Origin of the sequence: Mesorhizobium sp. B2-5-3 (assembly GCF_006441005.1) — a bacterium.
In the GTDB taxonomy this organism is placed as follows: Bacteria; Pseudomonadota; Alphaproteobacteria; order Rhizobiales; family Rhizobiaceae; genus Mesorhizobium.
This window is the reverse complement of sequence record NZ_VFUS01000002.1, coordinates 20,758-37,225: the sequence shown is the minus strand read 5'-3', so window position 1 is coordinate 37,225 and position 16,468 is coordinate 20,758. Positions and strand designations below refer to the sequence as shown.

At 63.4% G+C, this 16,468-nt stretch carries 18 protein-coding genes; 4 read left to right on the top strand and 14 right to left on the bottom strand.

The genetic code is table 11. The features are described 5' to 3' along the window. From FJ867_RS04805 to FJ867_RS04760, 10 genes are all read right to left on the bottom strand, one after another. Nucleotides 1-603: an ANTAR domain-containing response regulator gene (locus tag FJ867_RS04805; RefSeq protein WP_140496174.1), complete on the bottom strand. Its 603-nt coding sequence runs from the start codon at nucleotides 601-603 to the stop codon at nucleotides 1-3. 125 nt (nucleotides 604-728) lie between these two features. Beyond that, nucleotides 729-1,061 carry a hypothetical protein gene (locus tag FJ867_RS04800; RefSeq protein WP_140496173.1) on the bottom strand — a complete coding sequence of 111 codons (333 nt, stop codon included), beginning with the start codon at nucleotides 1,059-1,061 and terminating at the stop codon, nucleotides 729-731. A gap of 112 nt (nucleotides 1,062-1,173) precedes the next feature. Continuing rightward, nucleotides 1,174-1,974 carry an endonuclease/exonuclease/phosphatase family protein gene (locus tag FJ867_RS04795; protein ID WP_140549708.1) on the bottom strand — a complete coding sequence of 267 codons (801 nt, stop codon included), beginning with the start codon at nucleotides 1,972-1,974 and terminating at the stop codon, nucleotides 1,174-1,176. 107 nt (nucleotides 1,975-2,081) lie between these two features. After that, nucleotides 2,082-3,545: a phosphatidylserine/phosphatidylglycerophosphate/cardiolipin synthase family protein gene (locus FJ867_RS04790; protein ID WP_140560354.1), complete on the bottom strand. Its 1,464-nt coding sequence runs from the start codon at nucleotides 3,543-3,545 to the stop codon at nucleotides 2,082-2,084. 120 nt (nucleotides 3,546-3,665) lie between these two features. Next, entirely contained in the window at nucleotides 3,666-4,691 is a 1,026-nt protein-coding gene (locus FJ867_RS04785; RefSeq protein WP_140496170.1) for an ABC transporter ATP-binding protein, read from the bottom strand. Between the two features lie 8 nt (nucleotides 4,692-4,699). After that, nucleotides 4,700-5,542 (bottom strand): carbohydrate ABC transporter permease, encoded by an 843-nt coding sequence (locus FJ867_RS04780; protein ID WP_140496169.1) that lies wholly within the window; start codon nucleotides 5,540-5,542, stop codon nucleotides 4,700-4,702. Beyond that, a complete protein-coding gene (locus FJ867_RS04775) occupies nucleotides 5,539-6,459 on the bottom strand; it encodes a sugar ABC transporter permease (RefSeq protein ID WP_140496454.1) in 921 nt (306 codons plus the stop codon). Before FJ867_RS04775 ends, FJ867_RS04780 begins: the two co-directional genes overlap by 4 nt. A 23-nt stretch (nucleotides 6,460-6,482) precedes the next feature. Next, nucleotides 6,483-7,727, bottom strand: a complete 1,245-nt coding sequence (locus tag FJ867_RS04770; RefSeq protein ID WP_140496168.1) for a sugar ABC transporter substrate-binding protein — start codon at nucleotides 7,725-7,727, stop codon at nucleotides 6,483-6,485. Nucleotides 7,728-7,806: 79 nt separating this feature from the next. Then, nucleotides 7,807-8,595 (bottom strand): SDR family oxidoreductase, encoded by a 789-nt coding sequence (locus tag FJ867_RS04765; RefSeq protein WP_140496167.1) that lies wholly within the window; start codon nucleotides 8,593-8,595, stop codon nucleotides 7,807-7,809. After that, complete coding sequence (locus FJ867_RS04760) at nucleotides 8,592-9,350, bottom strand: FadR/GntR family transcriptional regulator (protein WP_140496166.1); 759 nt, start codon at nucleotides 9,348-9,350, stop codon at nucleotides 8,592-8,594. Before FJ867_RS04760 ends, FJ867_RS04765 begins: the two co-directional genes overlap by 4 nt. 133 nt (nucleotides 9,351-9,483) lie before the next feature. On the opposite strand from FJ867_RS04760, the gene FJ867_RS04755 reads away from it, so the two are divergent. Genes FJ867_RS04755 through FJ867_RS04740 form a run of 4 tightly spaced genes read left to right on the top strand, consistent with a single transcriptional unit; the run spans nucleotide 9,484 to nucleotide 12,720 of the window. Then, the gene (locus FJ867_RS04755; protein ID WP_224518899.1) at nucleotides 9,484-10,623 is read left to right on the top strand and encodes a mandelate racemase/muconate lactonizing enzyme family protein; all 1,140 of its coding nucleotides are present in this window, start codon (nucleotides 9,484-9,486) and stop codon (nucleotides 10,621-10,623) included. A gap of 52 nt (nucleotides 10,624-10,675) precedes the next feature. Beyond that, nucleotides 10,676-11,542: a DUF6772 family protein gene (locus tag FJ867_RS04750; RefSeq protein ID WP_140632677.1), complete on the top strand. Its 867-nt coding sequence runs from the start codon at nucleotides 10,676-10,678 to the stop codon at nucleotides 11,540-11,542. Beyond that, nucleotides 11,542-11,877 (top strand): hypothetical protein, encoded by a 336-nt coding sequence (locus FJ867_RS04745; protein WP_140496164.1) that lies wholly within the window; start codon nucleotides 11,542-11,544, stop codon nucleotides 11,875-11,877. The genes FJ867_RS04750 and FJ867_RS04745 overlap by 1 nt, the downstream gene beginning before the upstream one ends. Before the next feature lie 54 nt (nucleotides 11,878-11,931). Beyond that, nucleotides 11,932-12,720 carry an SDR family oxidoreductase gene (locus FJ867_RS04740; protein ID WP_140658511.1) on the top strand — a complete coding sequence of 263 codons (789 nt, stop codon included), beginning with the start codon at nucleotides 11,932-11,934 and terminating at the stop codon, nucleotides 12,718-12,720. Between the two features lie 141 nt (nucleotides 12,721-12,861). Here FJ867_RS04740 and FJ867_RS04735 read toward each other — a convergent pair whose 3' ends face one another. The 4 genes from FJ867_RS04735 to FJ867_RS04720 form a co-directional block, all read right to left on the bottom strand. Next, nucleotides 12,862-13,164, bottom strand: coding sequence for a DUF982 domain-containing protein (locus tag FJ867_RS04735; protein WP_140496450.1), 303 nt, complete (start codon nucleotides 13,162-13,164; stop codon nucleotides 12,862-12,864). Nucleotides 13,165-13,317: 153 nt separating this feature from the next. Next, entirely contained in the window at nucleotides 13,318-13,785 is a 468-nt protein-coding gene (locus FJ867_RS04730; RefSeq protein WP_140665774.1) for a hypothetical protein, read from the bottom strand. Between the two features lie 66 nt (nucleotides 13,786-13,851). Further along, nucleotides 13,852-14,316 (bottom strand): Hsp20 family protein, encoded by a 465-nt coding sequence (locus tag FJ867_RS04725; RefSeq protein WP_140665771.1) that lies wholly within the window; start codon nucleotides 14,314-14,316, stop codon nucleotides 13,852-13,854. A gap of 354 nt (nucleotides 14,317-14,670) precedes the next feature. Next, a complete protein-coding gene (locus FJ867_RS04720) occupies nucleotides 14,671-16,440 on the bottom strand; it encodes a thiamine pyrophosphate-dependent enzyme (RefSeq protein WP_140496160.1) in 1,770 nt (589 codons plus the stop codon). Nucleotides 16,441-16,468 lie beyond the last annotated feature (28 nt).

The window sequence follows — 16,468 nt, the reverse complement described above, 5'->3', positions numbered from 1 at the left end:
TCATTCATCCTCCAGCGGCCCGAGCAGCCCGGCTGTCGTCACCAGGCTATGGGCGATGTCGCTGATCTTGCGGTTCTGGTTCATCGCCGTCTTGCGCAGCAGCGTGTAGGCCGCGTCTTCGCTCAGACCCCGCGATTTCATCAATATTCCCTTGGCGCGGTCGATGACCTTGCGGTTCTCGAGTTCGCTGCGCGCTTCCTCCAGTTCGCGTGCCATGCGAGAAAAGGCGTTGAAGCGGCTGACGGCCATGTCGAGGATCGGCTTCACGCGTTCCTGCCTGAGGCCATCGACGACATAGGCGGACACGCCGGCATCGACCGCGGCCTCGATAGAGGCCTGGTCGGAACGGTCGACGAACATGGCGATCGGGCGCTTCACCGCGCGCGACAGCTGGAACATGTTCTCCAGCATGTCGCGGTTGGGATTTTCGAGGTCGATGACAATCACGTCGGGTTCGATCTCGGCGATGCGGCGCGCAATGCCCGCCACGTCATGGACGACGGTCACCCGCTGATGGCCGGCCTCGCGCAGTCCCGCCTCGATGATCGAGGCGCGGATACGGTTTTCGTCGATCACCAGGACGGCTAGGGAGGATAGGACCATGCCCCGCATTGTGGGCAAGGTCGCGGAATTGTGCAATGCGGCATAGCCAGTGCAGCAGAAGGGGCGTGGCCGCAGCTTACCGCATTGCAATCAGGCCACGCAGATGCACTTCAGCGATCCTCGGGTCAGGTGCAGACACGAACCTCTTCGATCACCCTGTGATGGTGGCGCCAGTGTTTCACCAACTCGATGTGGCAGCGGTGGTGACGATGGTAGCGGCGGTATTCGCGGTCGCTGTAACGAACATCGCTGTCCTCGTCGTCGTTATAGCGATTGTCGATATAACGCTGGCGATCGTGATGGCGGCGCACGACGACCTCGCCATTGTCATAGTCGTCGTCGGGCGAATACTGGGGCTCGTCGCCGGACTGGATGGTGACGCTCGCGGCCTGCGTCGGCGCAATGACGGAAGCCGAAGCGGCCAACGCCATCATCGAGGCCAGGAAAAAGCTTCTCATGTCTCGTCCTCCTGTTGTCCAAGCCATATCAACTCGCAAAAGGAGCCGCCGTTCCGATACCGCCCTACACGCTTTCCAACGCGGTCGACATCAAGGCGTTATCGGCGCGTGGCTACAGGCGGACAAAGGCGGTCAGCGGCAGATGGTCGGAGGCGACCCGCGACAGCGGCGTGTCATGCGCTTCGACGGCCGCGATCATTCCGTGCCGGTTGGCCATGATGCGGTCGAGCGCCAGCAGGGGCAGGTTCGAGGGGAAGGTGGGAACAGCCGGAGGCAACGGTCCAAACGTCAGATGCAGCGTGTTCAGCGCGGAGCGGTTTCCGAGGCGCCATTCGTTGAGGTCGCCGAGCAGCAGCGTCGGCTTCTCGTCGGGGCTGTTCATGATATCCAGTACGACCTGTGCCTGCTGCGACCGCGAACGGCGCAGCAGGCCCAAATGCGCCGCGATGACGCGCAGGGACTGGCTTCCGTCGAGGTCGATTTCTGCCACCAGAGCGCCACGCGGTTCCAGCCCGGGAAGCCTGATCTGATGCACGTCGCGCACGACGCCCTTTTTGAAAAGCAAGACGTTGCCGTGCCAGCCATGGCCTTTGCCGGTTGCCGAAATCGGCACCGGCACCAGGCCGGTTTCCAGTTCGAGCCGGGACAGGTCGAGAAGTCCGGTCCGGTCGCCGAAACGATTGTCCGCTTCCTGCAGGGCGATGACATCCGGGTCGATCTCGCGGATGACGCGACTGGTGCGCTCGGGATCGAACTTGCGGTCGACGCCGATGCATTTGTGGACATTGTAGGAGGCGACCAGCGTTCCGGTGGCGTCCGCCTTGTTGGTCGACGTGGCATTGGCCTTCCGCATCCGCTTGTCGCGAATGGACAAAAGCATGCTTGCCGGCAGGCTGCGCCCGTTCACCCGCATCGTTTGCCCGCCATTCCTGCTGCTTGCACCATGCACCTCAAAAAATAGAACCTTTCGGCATCTGTTCCATCATCGATTTCAAGCTATCTGGCAAACACGTCCTTTTGTTAAAGATAGGGCGAGCCCAGCCACAGGATGCGATCGAACAGACGGATGACGAATGGCCGCGCCCGCAATGCTTCCAGCGTGACAGGGACGGCCGTCTCGATCGCCGCCGCGATCCGCTTTTCGACCTCGCTGGCGAAGCCGGCGTCGAGTACCTCCAGGTCGATCTCGAAATTGAGCCGTAGCGACCTGGCGTCAAGGTTGGAAGACCCGATATAGGCCCATGCGCCATCGATCGAAAGCAGCTTCGAATGGTCGAAAGGTCCTTCCGTGCGCCAGACGCGGCAATAGTGCTTCAGAACCTGGTCGAATTGCGCCGTCATCGCACGGTCGACAAGGAAAAGATTGTTCACCGCCGGCACCACGATATCGATTTCGACACCGCGTCTTGCCGCGGTCGTCAGGGCGCTGATCAGTTCGCGGTCCGGCAGGAAATAGGGCGACATGAGGCGGATCGATTTGCGCGCGACGGAGAAGGCGCCGATCAGCAGCTTGTGATTGGTCTCGACGCTGGCGTCCGGGCCGGACGCGACCGCCCGCACCAGCATGGGCGTGGCGGGCGCCGGCGACAGCGGGGCAATTCGCCAGGCATCGCCCGTCAGCGCCTCGTTGCTGGCGAAACGCCAATCTTCGGCGGCAACCGAAAAGAGGTCGGCTACCACTGGACCGGTCACGCGAAAATGCGTGTCCCTGGAACTGTTGGAGCCGGCAAACTCGGCGGAAAAGCCCTTGCGAATGTTCATGCCGCCGGTAAAGACAACCGTGCCGTCGACCACCAGGATCTTCCGGTGGGTCCTCAGATTGGCATAGGGCAGGTGCAGGCCCATGACGATGTTGCCGTTGAAGAGCCCGGCGGTGATGTCGGCGCCGCGCAGGTGGCCCAATATGCTGGGCACGGAATAGCGGGCGCCTACGGCGTCGATCAACACGCGCACGCTGACGCCGCGGCGGACCGCCCGGGCAAGGGATTCCACGAAGAGCAGGCCGACGGGGTCATTGTCGAAAATATAGGTTTCGAGCAGGACGCTGCGTTCGGCGCCGTCGATGGCCGCACACATCGCGGTATAGGCTTCGTCGCCTGTTTCCAGGACCGTGATGGCATTTCCCGGATGAAGCGCGCGCCGCGCCACCCTGTCGCCCAGCGTCCTGAGGCCGATGAAGCGCGGCCCGTATCGTTCGACGATCAGGGCCTCCTCGGCGGCAATGTCGCGGTCGTGCCTGGCGGACGCCAGATCGCCGGCAAGCGAGCGCTGTGCGCTGATCGAGGCGCGCCGGATGCGGTTGATGCCGGCCACGGCATAGATCAGCACGCCCAGGATCGGCGACAGCACCATCACGCCGACCCAGCCGGTGGCGGCCCGGACGTCCTCCTTGGTCATGACGGCATGGGCAATGCCAACGCTGGCGATCATCACCGAGATGATCGCCAGGATTTGAGGCCAGTGAGTCGTCAGGCTCTGCAGCATGGCCGGAACTATCCAGCGAGCGGGTACAGAAGGCAATGCGGCGGGTCATTCGCCCGTTCTCATGCTTCCGCGGGTTATCGCGTCCGCACGCCGGCTACGCGCTGGCCATTCCTGATCGCGTCAGACCGCGCGGCCCTCGCCGTCGAAGAAGTGCAGGTTCGTCGGGGCTGCGTCCAGGCCGATCTCGGCGCCGATCTCGGGCGCCGTTCCTTGATTGTGGATGACAAGACAAGTCTGGCCCGCGTCCAATTCAACGTGGATGAGCGTGACGGCGCCAGTGTATTCGGCAAGCTTTACCTTGCCGCGCAGCGTGGCGGACGAAGGCTGGGCCAGCGACAGGTGCTCGGGCCGAACGCCGATCGAGACGGCCGCCGCAGGCACGGACGCCCCGTGGGTGATTGGCCGTCCATCGGCGAGCGGCAGGATGTTCATCTTCGGGCTGCCGATGAACTGGGCGACGAAAATGGTTCGGGGGCTGTCGTAGAGCTCGCGCGGTGAGCCGACCTGTTCGATCTTTCCGTCGCGCAACACCACGATCTTGTCGGCAAGCGTCATGGCCTCGATCTGATCGTGGGTCACGTAGATCATCGTCGTCGACAGGCGCTGGTGGAGCGCGGCGATCTCGGAGCGCATGTGCACACGCAGTTCGGCGTCGAGGTTCGAAAGCGGTTCGTCGAAAAGGAAGACGTCGGGATTGGCGACGATGGCGCGGCCGATGGCCACGCGCTGGCGCTGCCCGCCCGACAGCTGACGCGGGAAACGGTCGAGCAACGGCTCGAGCTTCAGCGTCGCGGCGGCCTCCGAGACGCGCCGGGCGCGCTCGCCGGCCGGCACTTTGCGGACCTTGAGGCCGAAGCCCATATTGTCGCGGACGGTCAGGTGAGGGTAGAGCGCGTAGGACTGGAACACCATGGCCACGCCGCGCCTGGCCGCCGGAACCTCATTGACCAGACGGCCGCCAATGTGGAGTTCGCCCTCGCTGAGATGCTCGAGGCCGGAGATCAGCCGCAACAGCGTCGACTTCCCGCATCCCGACGGGCCGACGAAGACCACGAACTCGCCATCCTCGATCTCGAGATCGACGCCACGGATCACCTCGACCGTTCCGAACCGCTTGCGGATGTCCTTGAGCAGAAGCTTTGTCATGACTCCCCTTATCCCTTGACGCCGGAGAGGGCGAAGCTCTCGATGATCTGGCGCTGGGCGATCAGATAGATGATGAGGATGGGAACCACGGCCAGGCTCGTCGCCGCCAATTGCAGGTTCCACAAGGGCAGGCCGTAACTGTCGTTGAAGTTGGACAGCGCCAGCGGCAGCGTGAATTTTTCAAGCGAACTGAGGAAGATCAGCGGTTCGAGGAACAGGTTCCACGAATGCAGGAAGGTGATGATCGCAACCGCCGCAAGCGCCGGCCGCGCCATGGGCAGGGCGATCTTCAACCAGACGCCGAAGCGCGAGAGGCCGTCCATCTTGCCGGCCTCTTCGAGTTCCCTGGGCAGCGCCAGGAAGAACTGACGCATCAGGAAGGTCGCCACCACGCCCTGCGGGCCGAAGACCGGCAGAAGGATGAGCGGCCAGTGCGTGTCGATCAGGCCCATGGCGCGGATCAGGAAGAAATTAGGGATGATGGTGACCTCTTCCGGCACCATCAGTGCCATCATCAGGAACAGCATCAACAGCCCGGCGCCGGCAAAGCGGATGCGCGCCAGCGCGTAGCCCGCGAGCGAGGCGATGAACAAGGTCAGCACCGTCACCGTCGCGGCGATGTAGAGCGAGTTGAAATACTGCCGCGCGAAGGGCTGATAGGTGAACACTTCCGCGAAGTTCTCGAAGCGCCAGACGCGGGGAATCAAGGTCGGCGCGCCGAAGATTTCGGTGGTGCTCTTGAAGCCGCCGGAAATCATCCACAGGAACGGGAACACGAAGGGCACGGCCAAAAGCAGCAGCGCCATGGTCCAGCAGATGCGATAGAGAATCTCGGTCCGGCGCTGGGTCACTCCATCTCCTTCCGCCGCAACATCACCTGCACGAGGGTGAGCGCCATCACGATGACGAACATGATCAGGGCCAGCGCGGCCGCGTAGCCGACGTTGAAGAATTTGAAGCCTTGCTGATAGATGTAGAAGGCCAGCACCAGGGTGCCGTTTTCCGGGCCGCCGCCGGTCATCTGGTAGATGTGGTCGAACACCTTGAACGAGCCGATCGTCGTCAGAACCATGATGACCAGCGTCGTCGGCGCGAGCAGCGGCCAGGTGATCATGCGAAAGACCTGCCAGCGCGAGGCGCCTTCCAGCGCCGCTGCCTCCTCGTAGTCGCGCGGTATCGATTGGAGCGCGGCGATGTAGAGGATCATGTTGAGGCCGACCATCTTGATGACTCGGGTGACGATGACGGCCGCCATCGCCCAGTTGGGCTCGCGCAACCAATTCGGGCCATCGATGCCGATCCAGGCGAGCATCTGGTTCACGGCGCCGCCTTCGCCCTGCAGCATGAATTTCCAGACGATGGCCCAGGCGATTGCCGATGTGACCACCGGCGCGAAGAAGACCGTGCGAAAGAAGACGACACCGAAGAACGGCCGCGAAAGCGCCAGCGCGAGGGAGAGCGCCAGCGCCATGTTCAGGGGAACGAGCCCCAGCGCGAAGATCACGGAATTGCGCACGACATGCCAGAAGTCGGGGTTCTCCAGCAGCGCATTCTGGAAATTGCGAAGCCCGACGAAGGTCGCCTGCTGGCTGAGCAGGTTCCACTCGGTCGTCGAATAATAGAAGATGGCGACCAGCGGCCCAAGGAAGAAGACCAGGAAGCCGATCAAGGTCGGGCTGACGAACAGCCATGCCTCCAGCATCTCCCTGGCCTTCAAGCTCAGCCACGGCGCGCTGGCAGGGCGCGCCGCATTGTCCCGGGATGCCATGCCGGCCATGAACCGAAATCCTGTCAGAGCAATGGCTGAATGGCGGCGCAGACGCCCTTCAGCGCCTCTTCGACATTGGCGTCGGCCCGCCACAGCGCGTCGACGCGCGGCGCCATCGCGGCGAATATCTGCGGCACATGCTCATGCGAAGGGTGAACGCGGCCGTTGACGATCGCTGCGGCGACGCTTTTCATCTGCTCGGGCGGGATCAGCTTGTTGGAGTTGACGAAGGCGTCGCTCTCCAGGACGCTCTTGCGGGCCGGCGGAAAGAACTGGGCCATGACAGCCACATTGTCCTTGCTGGTCATGTCGGCCACCAGTTGCGCGGCAAGCTCCTTGTTCTTGCCGGACGCAAAGACTGTCAGCGCGGCCTGGCCGATGACCGGAGCTTCGCCGGCGGGTCCCGAAGGCAAGGGGGCGATGCCCCATTTGAAGCCTGCCTCGGGCATCTTCGAGGCTCGCGAGATCTGGTTCACGGTCATCGCCGAATTGCCGGAGAAGTAGTCGCCCTGCTCTCCCGGCGGCACGATCGACCTGTCCTTGAACACCATATCATGGAGCTGCTTGATGGCAGCCACCGCTTCAGGCTTGTCGAGGCCGCACTGGCCGTCGGCCCACAGATCACCGCCGTAAGCGCGCACGGGCGGCAGCAAGGCGTGCGTCATACGCGATGCGTAACCTTCGCCATCCTTGAATTCGAAGCCCCATTTGCCGGGATTGGCCTCGGTGATCTTCTTGGCGACCTCCTGGAATTTCTGCATGTTCCACTCGCCCTTCGCGGCGAGCTGGTTGGGATCTTCGACACCTGCTTTGTCGAACATGTCCTTGTTGTAGTAGATCAGGAAAGGCGAGGTGGAGAAGGGCACGCCGTAGACCTTGCCGTCCTTCTGCCAGAGCGCCATGGCGGGCTGGGAGAAATCGTCGAAATTGTATCCCTCGGTCGCCTTGAGCGTCGGGCCGATGTCCATCAGCAGCCCGGCGTTCTCGAAGGCGGGTGCGGCATCCTCCATCATCCAGGCGATGTCGGGGGCGTTGCCCCCGGCGACCTGGAAAGTGAGCTTCTGCGTGTAGTCGGCGACCGGAACGGTCTCGAATTTCACCGTGACGCCCGGATGCTTGGCGATGAAGCCCTGGGCGATGCCGTTCAGCATCTTGAGGTGGGCCTCGCTGCCCGTCCACACGGTCACTCGGAGTTCCTGGGCCAGCGAGTGCGCCGACAGGGCGCACAGCGCCAAGGTCGATAGTGCAAGTTTGATTGCGGTCTTCATGGTTTCCTCCCGAAACGCCGATGGTCCAATCAACAACTGCGGGCGCGCAACGAACGGGCCGGCAGGCGGCGGCGACTTGTCATGCTGTTGTCCCCGGCAGCGCGCTGGGCGCGTCGCCGATCGTCCAGCCGCCGTCGACGGGCAGGTCAGCCCCGGTGACGTAGCGGGCGGCGTCGCTGCACAGAAAAACGAAGGCGCCGACGAGGTCGTCGGCCTGGCCGTGGCGGCCGGCGGGAATCTTCGCCGCGACCGCTTGGCGGAAGGCTGCGTCCCGGTAGCGCTCGGCGGTTGCCTCCGTCTCGATCGCGCCGGGCGATACCACATTCATGGTGACGCCATGCGGCGCAACCTCGCGTGCCATGGCGCGCACCGCCGTAAGTTGCGCCGCCTTCAGCGAAGCATAGACGATTGTTTCCGCGCGCGGACGCCTCGCCATCACGCTGCCGGTCGCGACCACGCGTCCCCACCCGCGCTTGGCCATGGCGGGAACGAGCCGCGTGGCCAGGGTAAGCAGGGCCGTGAAGTTTGCCGCCACATGGGCCTGGATATGCGCTTCGTCGATCTCGCTCCATGCACGGCGCCGCTCGATCGCGCCGTTCGAGACGAGGATGTCGATGGGCCCGGCGCCGGCGGCTTCATCGGTAAAGGCCGACATTGACTTGCTATCGGTGAAATCGGCCTCGAGAACCGCGGTGCCCGGGCCGATAGCGGCAGCCGTTTCGCGCGCGCCGGCGGCGTCACCGAAGTGATGCAGCGCGACGCTGGCGCCATGCTGCGCCAGGGCGATCGCAACCGCGCGCCCGATGCCGGAGCTGGCGCCGGTCACCAGCGCCCGCCGTCCGGCAAGGGAAAAACGGTCCTTGCTCACGGCGACGGCTCCCCGAGCTTGCCGGCCACCTCGAACGAGGCGATGTCGGCCGCGTCGAAATGCTCGTGAATGCGCCGGTCCGCGAGATCGGTGTCGCCCGCCATGATCGCGTCGTAGATCGCCTGGTGCCGTTCGACGGTGGCCCGCCAATCCGTTTCCGTGCGGTTGGAGCGCTGGGAGAACAGTTCCGAAACCTCGCGTTGGACAGACCGCATCCCTTCCATCTGAATACGGATCATGGAGTTGCCCGTGGCCGTCGCGAGGCCGAGGTGGAACAGAATGTCGGCTTGCGTGAAATCGCCAGGCCTCCCGATGCCGGCGTGCATGTCGAGCACGGCCTGGCGCATCATTTCCAGGCCGCGCGGATCGCGGCGCTCGGCGGCCAGCCTGGCTATGCCAACCTCGATGACGCGGCGCATCTCGTTGGCTTCCTGAAGCCGCGTCAGGCTCGAACGGACCGCATAGGCGTAGATGCGCTCCATCGGCTCGCCGCTAAGTGCCTTGGCGCGGGCAACTTTTCCTTGCTGGGTCGAAACGAGGCCGGCGCTGGTCAACTGGCGCAGCGCCTCGCGTGCGATGGGCTTGGAGACGCCGAATTCCCGGGCGATCTCGCCTTCCGGCGGCAGCGCTTCGCCAGGCGCGATGCGTCCGTCGAACAACGCCGCGGCGATCGCATCCGAGACGCCGTCCGCGAGGCGGGAAGGGCTCGCGAGTTTCGCGGAGAAAATCGGCTTGCGTGCTTCGTCCAGGGGCATTCGGAATCCTTTCCGAGCTCACTAGCACGGTTTTCCCAAACATAGCAACTAAGTTTTTTGGTTGCTAAGTTTACAAGTGAAAGCTATGAAGGCGGTGCGAGAGGACCAAGGGAGAAATCTGGAGCCGATGCACGTGAGCGATCCAATCGCGGCGGGGCCGCTGAAGATTGCCGAGGTGATTGCCCATCCCCTCAGCCAGACATTGCCCCGGCCCACGGTCACGTCCTGGGGCGTCTATGAAAAGGTCTCGCTGGTCCTGGTCGAAGTGCGCACGAGCGAGGGCATTGTCGGCGTAGGCGAAACCCTGGCGCGGTTCTCGCCCAAGGCTTATGTCGAGCTGATCGAAAGCTCGCTCAAGCCGCGCCTGCTCGGCCAGGACGCGCGCAACATCGGCGCCCTATGGCAGTCCATGCGCCGCGCGCTTTCGGGCAGGGCGGGCGGCGTGCTGATTGAGGCCATCGCCGGCGTGGACATCGCGCTATGGGATATATTGGGCAAGGCGACCGGACAGCCGATCGCGAAGCTTCTCGGCGGTGTCGGACGCGACCGCATCGACGTCTATGCCGCCGCGGTCAACTGGGTCGACGACGATGCCGCCGACGCTGAACTCGATCGTTATCTCGGCGAGGGCTTTACGCGCATCAAGGTTAAGATGGCGCGGCCCGTGCGCGAAGCCTGCAAACGGATCGAGCGCATCCGCAAGCGCGCCGGCGATGCGATCGGGCTCTGCGTCGATGCGAACTGGGCCTACAATCTGGACGAGGCGGTCGAGGTAGGTCGTGCGCTTTCGGCAAACGGCTATTTCTGGTTCGAGGAGCCGCTGCAACCGGAAAACGAGCAGGGCTACGAGGAACTGCGCCGGCGCTGCGACGTGCCGCTGGCCGCGGGCGAGAGCAATTTCACGTTGGACCAGGCGCAGCGCCTGATCGCCAACCGGACGCTGTCCGTGCTGCAGCCCGACGTGGCGCGCGCGGGCGGCATCTCCGAGACGCGTCGCATGGCCGACTACGCCGCGGCGCATGATGTCCGCTACGCGCCGCATATCGGCATGTCGGGCATCGTCTGCGAGACCGCAAGCGTCCATCTGTCAGCCGCGATGCCGAACTTTGGCGTCATGGAGTGCGAGTGCGACGCCAGCCCGTTCAAGGCCAGCCTGGCCGATCTCGCGCCCGGTTGCGTCAGGCAGAAGAACGGCACGCTCGACGTCCCGCAGAAACCCGGGCTCGGCATCGAGATCGACTGGGACGCCGTCAAGAAACTGAAAGCCGGATGAGGCCGAGATGAAGAACCAGGTTCCAAACCAGGGCGCTGACCTCGCCGAGGCGATGCGGCTGGCGTTGTTGCGCGCGGACCCCGCGCTCAGCCGCTTCGACCCGCTGCCGCGGATATTGTCGTTCGACGATTTCGCGCGCGGCCATTGCGGCTGGTCGCAGCTTGTCGGCAACTATGAGGACGATCTGGACACCATGCTGCCGGGCTACGCGCAGCATACCAGCGCCATGCTGTCGACGCTCGCGCACTGGGACGCCGGCTCACACGGGGGGATGGATTCATCCTATGCGTTGAAGGTTGCGACACGTCCCCTGCCGGGAGCCCGCAACGTCGCCATCAAACGCCACACATTCAGGAAGCGCGGACCGATCCGCTTCGAAATGTATTTCACCTTCAAGCCCGAAGCCAATGCGCTGAAGCTTTCCGAAACCGATGTGCGCTCCGTCGGCTTCCTGTTCGACCTGCAGGGCGGAGATCAGGATGGCAACAGCGATCGGGTCATGCCGCATCTGCGCTTTTTGAACGCGCTCGACGGCCAGCACTTGCAAAAATGGCAATACAAGCGCGAGACCGAGAAGATCATCCCGATCGGCAGCGACGACAAGACGATCAGCCACTATCACCTGTCGCCGGAGGGATGGCTCGACCTTCCCGGCGGATCGCAGCGCCTGTGCTACAACGAGATCCCCACCAAGGTGAACTGGACTTATCTGTGCTTCGATTTCGATCTGGAATCGATGACGGCGCTCGGGCTGCGCTGCAACGATCGCAGCTTCGATCTCTCGGGATTCGATTCGATCCGCATTCCGGCGATGAAGAACCTGTGGTGCATGCTCAATTTCGGCCTCTTCGCTGAAACCGACGTTGCCAAACGGGCCTTCCTCTATGTCGATTCCATCTGCATTTCCGGAGACTTCTGATGCTGCCCGAGAACATCACCGCGGTCGTCTCGCGCAACGAGCGCTGGCGCGGCGAGGCCGCCAGCGAGCCTTACGAGGCAGGATGGGCGCGCGAGGCGATCTTCTTCGTGCGCGCGTTGAAGCAACCTGTCGGCCCTGCGGCAACGGCGTGGATCGAGATCTCGCCGGATGGAATGCACTGGCTGCGCGAAGGCACCGAGTTTGTCATGCCGGCCGAGCGCGACGGCATGGCAATGGCGCGGCTTAGCCATTTTGGCAACTGGCTGCGCGTCGCGGCGCGTTTCGACAGCGGCGCGGAGTGCAGCGTGCTCGTGACGCTGCACCTGAAGGCCTGAACACGCCGTGCCAAACCTTGCCGCCGGCCAACCCTTACTGTTCACGGAGACATCATGATCGATCCCTATCCGACGTTTGCCCAGGACAGTTTTGCCGGCAAGACCGTGCTGGTGACCGGTGCCGCGAGCGGCATGGGTTTCGAGACCGCCCGTGCCTTTCTCTCCAAGGGCGCCGAGGTCGTGATGTGCGACCGCGATACCGAGGGGTTGGCGAAGCGCCATGACGAATTGAGCGGAACGGCCGGGACACCACCGCACAAGGTGGTGGCCGACATGGGCGACCCCGACAGCATCGCGCGCATGTTCGACTATTGCGACGCCAAGCTGGCGCGGCTCGACAACGTCGTGACCTGCGCGGCGATCATCACTGCCAAGAGAATCGCGGAGCAGGATTGGGCGCACTGGCGGCGCGTCCTCGGCGTCAATCTGCTGGGCACCTTCTTCACCGTCCAGGGGGCGGTGCAGCGCATGCAAGGCAATGCCGGCGGGGGGAATATCGTGTGCGTGGCCTCCGACGCCGGTGTGCATGGCGGCGGCGGGCTCATCGCCGACACCGCCTATGCGGCGTCCAAGGCCGGCACGCTGTCGCTGGTGAAGTCGGTTGCGCGCGAATTGGCGGGAAAGAAGGTGCGCATCAACGCCCTCAATCCGGGGCCGACCGATTCGCCGATGCATTCCCATATCGACCAGGCTCTCAAGGACCGCATCGCGGCCAATTTGCCGATGCGCCGCATGGGCCGGCCCGACGACATGGCCGCCGCGATCCTATTCCTTTGCTCGGACGCCGCGAGCTTCGTCTATGGCGCGGCGCTCGACGTTGATGGCGGCTCGATGTTCCGCTGACCGGCACCGCCAAGCATGGTGACCGGCGTTAGCACCGGTCACCGCGCCCTGCCGGCGGCACGACCTACGGAATTAGGCGCTCTCCATGACTTTGCTCGGAACCTGACATACTTGAAACCGAAGGTTCGGCGAACGTTCTCCTCAGGCGGAAATGCCGCCTCTGCCCGTCTTGATCCCCGCCATCCAGGGTATGGAGGTCGAGACGTCTTCAAGGATCCTGGCCGAGCGCGCAAAGCCGGCAAAAGCATCGCGTGCCAGCGAGGCTGGGACATGGCCGTCATAGGCGCGTTGACACGCGCGCAGGGCGGTTTCGAAAATCGGGCCTCTGCGGTTCCGGGGCCAATTCTGCAGAAACTCGAATGCATCTTCGAGGCACGCTACTTCCTCGATCATGAAATCCCCGTTCTTCACCAGAACAGGCTGCTCGAACATTTTGTCATTCATGAATTTCCTCCATTGGCTGGATGCTTTTGAGGGGTTGGACCCAACCCCTTCATTGGGGCAGTTCATCGTTTCACGAGACGCCGAACTGCTCTAACCGTCTGTTTCCACGTAATTTCCAGGGAAAAAGCGGTATGCGCTTTTCTCGGGATTGCTCTAGGCTGCTTCAGGTTCCGGCAGGGAAAATGCCCCGCCACCGCCTGCCCTCGGCGGGATCGCCGCGCAGACCGGGCTCGGAGGTGGATCGTCATCATCGTCTTCACCTCGGATGCCCGCGATCCAGCGGGACCAACTCCCTCGACGGAAGCGGCCGAAAGAACGCCGCTGGGACCGAGACGCCGCCCTGTGCGGCGGATGCCCTTGCTCGCGCTCATCCAGTGCCTTCAGCGCGCGAAGGATCTCATCCACATTCATGACCGAGCCGTCATCCAGCCTGCGCAGCGACGGAGCGTCGTCAACCGCATGCGCGTCCGAGGCCCATGAGGCAAGCAAGGCACGCTTCGCCTCAAGGCTCATGGTTGAGCAGTTGAGAACGTCGCCGGGGTTTTTCGGCACCGGCGAGACGTCGATGCGGGTCGGTTTTCTTGTGCCGGCTTGAAGAAAGATATCAGCTTCGCTTGTCATCTCCGTTCTCCGCAATCTTGGCTTCCCGGCGTTGCCGGGAGGCGGACCGCAGGTTGTTGCGACATTCTAGGCCGCCTTGCGCGACACATCCTGGCTTATCGACTTCGTTGTATTTTCAGGGTCGCGGACGCCAATCTCGATGCGACGCGGCTTGAGTTCCTCGGGCACCTCACGCACGAGCTCGATGGCGAGCAAACCGCAGTTCAGCGTCGCAGCCTTCACCCTTACGTGGTCGGCCAGCCTGAAGGCCTGTCTGAAATTACCTATCGCAAGGCCTTGGTGGAGAACTTGCCGCTGCTCTGGATCGGGCTTCTTGCGTCCGGTAACGCACAGTTCGGCGCCGTTCTGCACGAGTTCGAGCTCGTCCAGGTCGTAGCCTGCTGCCGCCATGGTGATGCGGTAATTGTTCTCATTCTTCTTTTCAATGTTGTAGGGAGGCCAGTCCGAGCGAATGCTGCTGTCGAGCATGTCGAAAAGACGCTCGAAGCCGACCGTCGTGCGGTAAAGGGGTGCAAAATCCACGCTTCTCATATCCATATCCTCCGAAAAGCAACATGGGACGCCGCAGGTGTCGCGACGCCTTTTTCATCGAGCCGAAGCCTCGACGCGAAACGATCTGGGAACGGCCAGAAATCTCTTCAAGAGGGGTCCCAAAAATTTTTTGATGCTAAGTTGCCATGCAAGAACAGTGGCTTGCGGTAGTTCTGCCGCACGACCCTTTCACTCTTGCAACAGCAGGATCTGCCCCGAAGCGGTACATGGCCCGAGACTTCCGCGATGGTCGGGGCGCCGATACCGATCCCACGGACTCGGTAGAAGTATCCCTATGCAGTGTCGCCGCGCACGTCGCCATCCGTCGCGGACGTGGGGCGAGATCGGCTGTGCCTACGCTTCCTCGGAAACTTCGTTCATCATGGACTTCAGCGGCTCCTCGCCGACATTGTCCTCGATCTGGTCGTGTCCAGGCGTGTCCGGCAGCGCCTTGCGGAAATTCCTCGCATAATCCGGTGGCATCCTGGGCGGCATCATTGGCTCATAGGCGTCCACGACGGCCTCGATGATCACCGGTCCCTGCGTGGCGAAGGCCGCCTCAAGCACGCCCTCGACCTCTTCCGGCCGCGAGACGCTGTAGCCGATGCCGCCCATGGCCTCGGCTGCCATGGCGAAATCGATGGGCTGCAGCTCGCAGCCGAATTGCGGATTGCCAAGGAACATCATCTGCTCCCAGGCGATCTGGTTCAGCATGCCGTTCTTGAGCACGAGGACCTTGAGCGGAATGCCGTGCCGGACCGCGGTCGAGAATTCGCCGAGTTGCATGGCAAGCCCACCATCGCCAACCACTGCGAAGATAGGCCGCCCCGGAAAGGCAATGCCGGCGGCAATCGCATAGGGAAGGCCGCAGGCCATAGAGGCGAGCGCTCCAGAAACCCCGAATGCCTGTCCGGCCTTCATGTCGATGTGCCTGGCAGCCATCTCGGTATTCTGTCCTGAATCGGCTGCCAGGATCGCGTTCTCAGGCATACGCCTGCCGAATGCCTTGACCACGAGTTGCGGCTTCAGCGGCACATCCGGCTTGGCTTCGGATAATGCCATTGCATCGCGCCAGCGGGTCATTTCCTGCCGCGCCTTTTCCAGGAAGGAGCGGTCGCTCTTGCGCTCGAGGCGTTCGTTGAGAAGACGCAAGGTGTCGGCGGCATCGCCTACGAGCCCTGCCTCGACGGGATAGCGCAGGCCGATCCTCTGCGCGTCACGGTCGATCTGGACGCCGCGCGCCTTGCCGGGTTCGGGATAGTATTCGATGTAGGGGAACGTCGATCCGACAATCAGCAGGGCGTCGCATTCGCTCAGCGCATCCTGCGAGGCGCGGGTGCCGAGAATGCCGATGCCGCCAGTCGTATTCGGATGGTCATCAGGGAGCACGGCTTTGCCGAGCAGCGCCTTGGCGACGGGCGCCGCCAGCAGGTCCGACGCGCGTTCGAGTTCTTCGCGTGCGCCGAGTGCGCCGCGCCCGGCCAGGATAGCGACTTTTTTCGCCGCATTGAGAATCTCAACCGCCTGGTCGAGCTGGTCGGCAGCCGGAAGCCGGCTGCCTTCGAACCATCGATCGGGGGTGTGGGAGGGCCGGTTTCGCTTCGAGCGGTCCGCCTCGGGCAACTCGTTTTCCTGTACATCGCTGGCAATCGACAGATGGGCGACCCCGCGCCGGGCAAGAGCCGAGCGGCAGGCGAGACCCGCCAGGTTTTCCATGTGGGCGGCATCGGAGACCTGCGCGTTGAAGATCGCGACGTCGTTGAAGGCGCGGGTCAGGTCGACGTCCTGCTGCGTAAAAGTCTCGATAAGGTCGTGGAACTGCATGCCGGTGATGGCAAGCACGGGAGCCTGGTCGAGCTTGGCGTCATAGAGGCCGGTAAGGAGGTGTGTGCCCCCCGGTCCCGAGGTGGCCAGGCAGACGCCCAACCTGCCGGTCCATTTGGCATAGGCGCACGCCATGAAGGCGGCAGATTCCTCGTGCCTGACCTGGACGAACCGGATGCGGTCCTGACGGGTGCGCAACGCCTCCATGATGCCGTTTATGCCGTCGCCCGGCAGGCCGAAGACGACCTCCACTTTCCAGTTGATCAGCGTGTCGACGAGGATTTCGGCGGCATTGGGCATGGCGGATTTCCTTTATTGAGCACGCCGG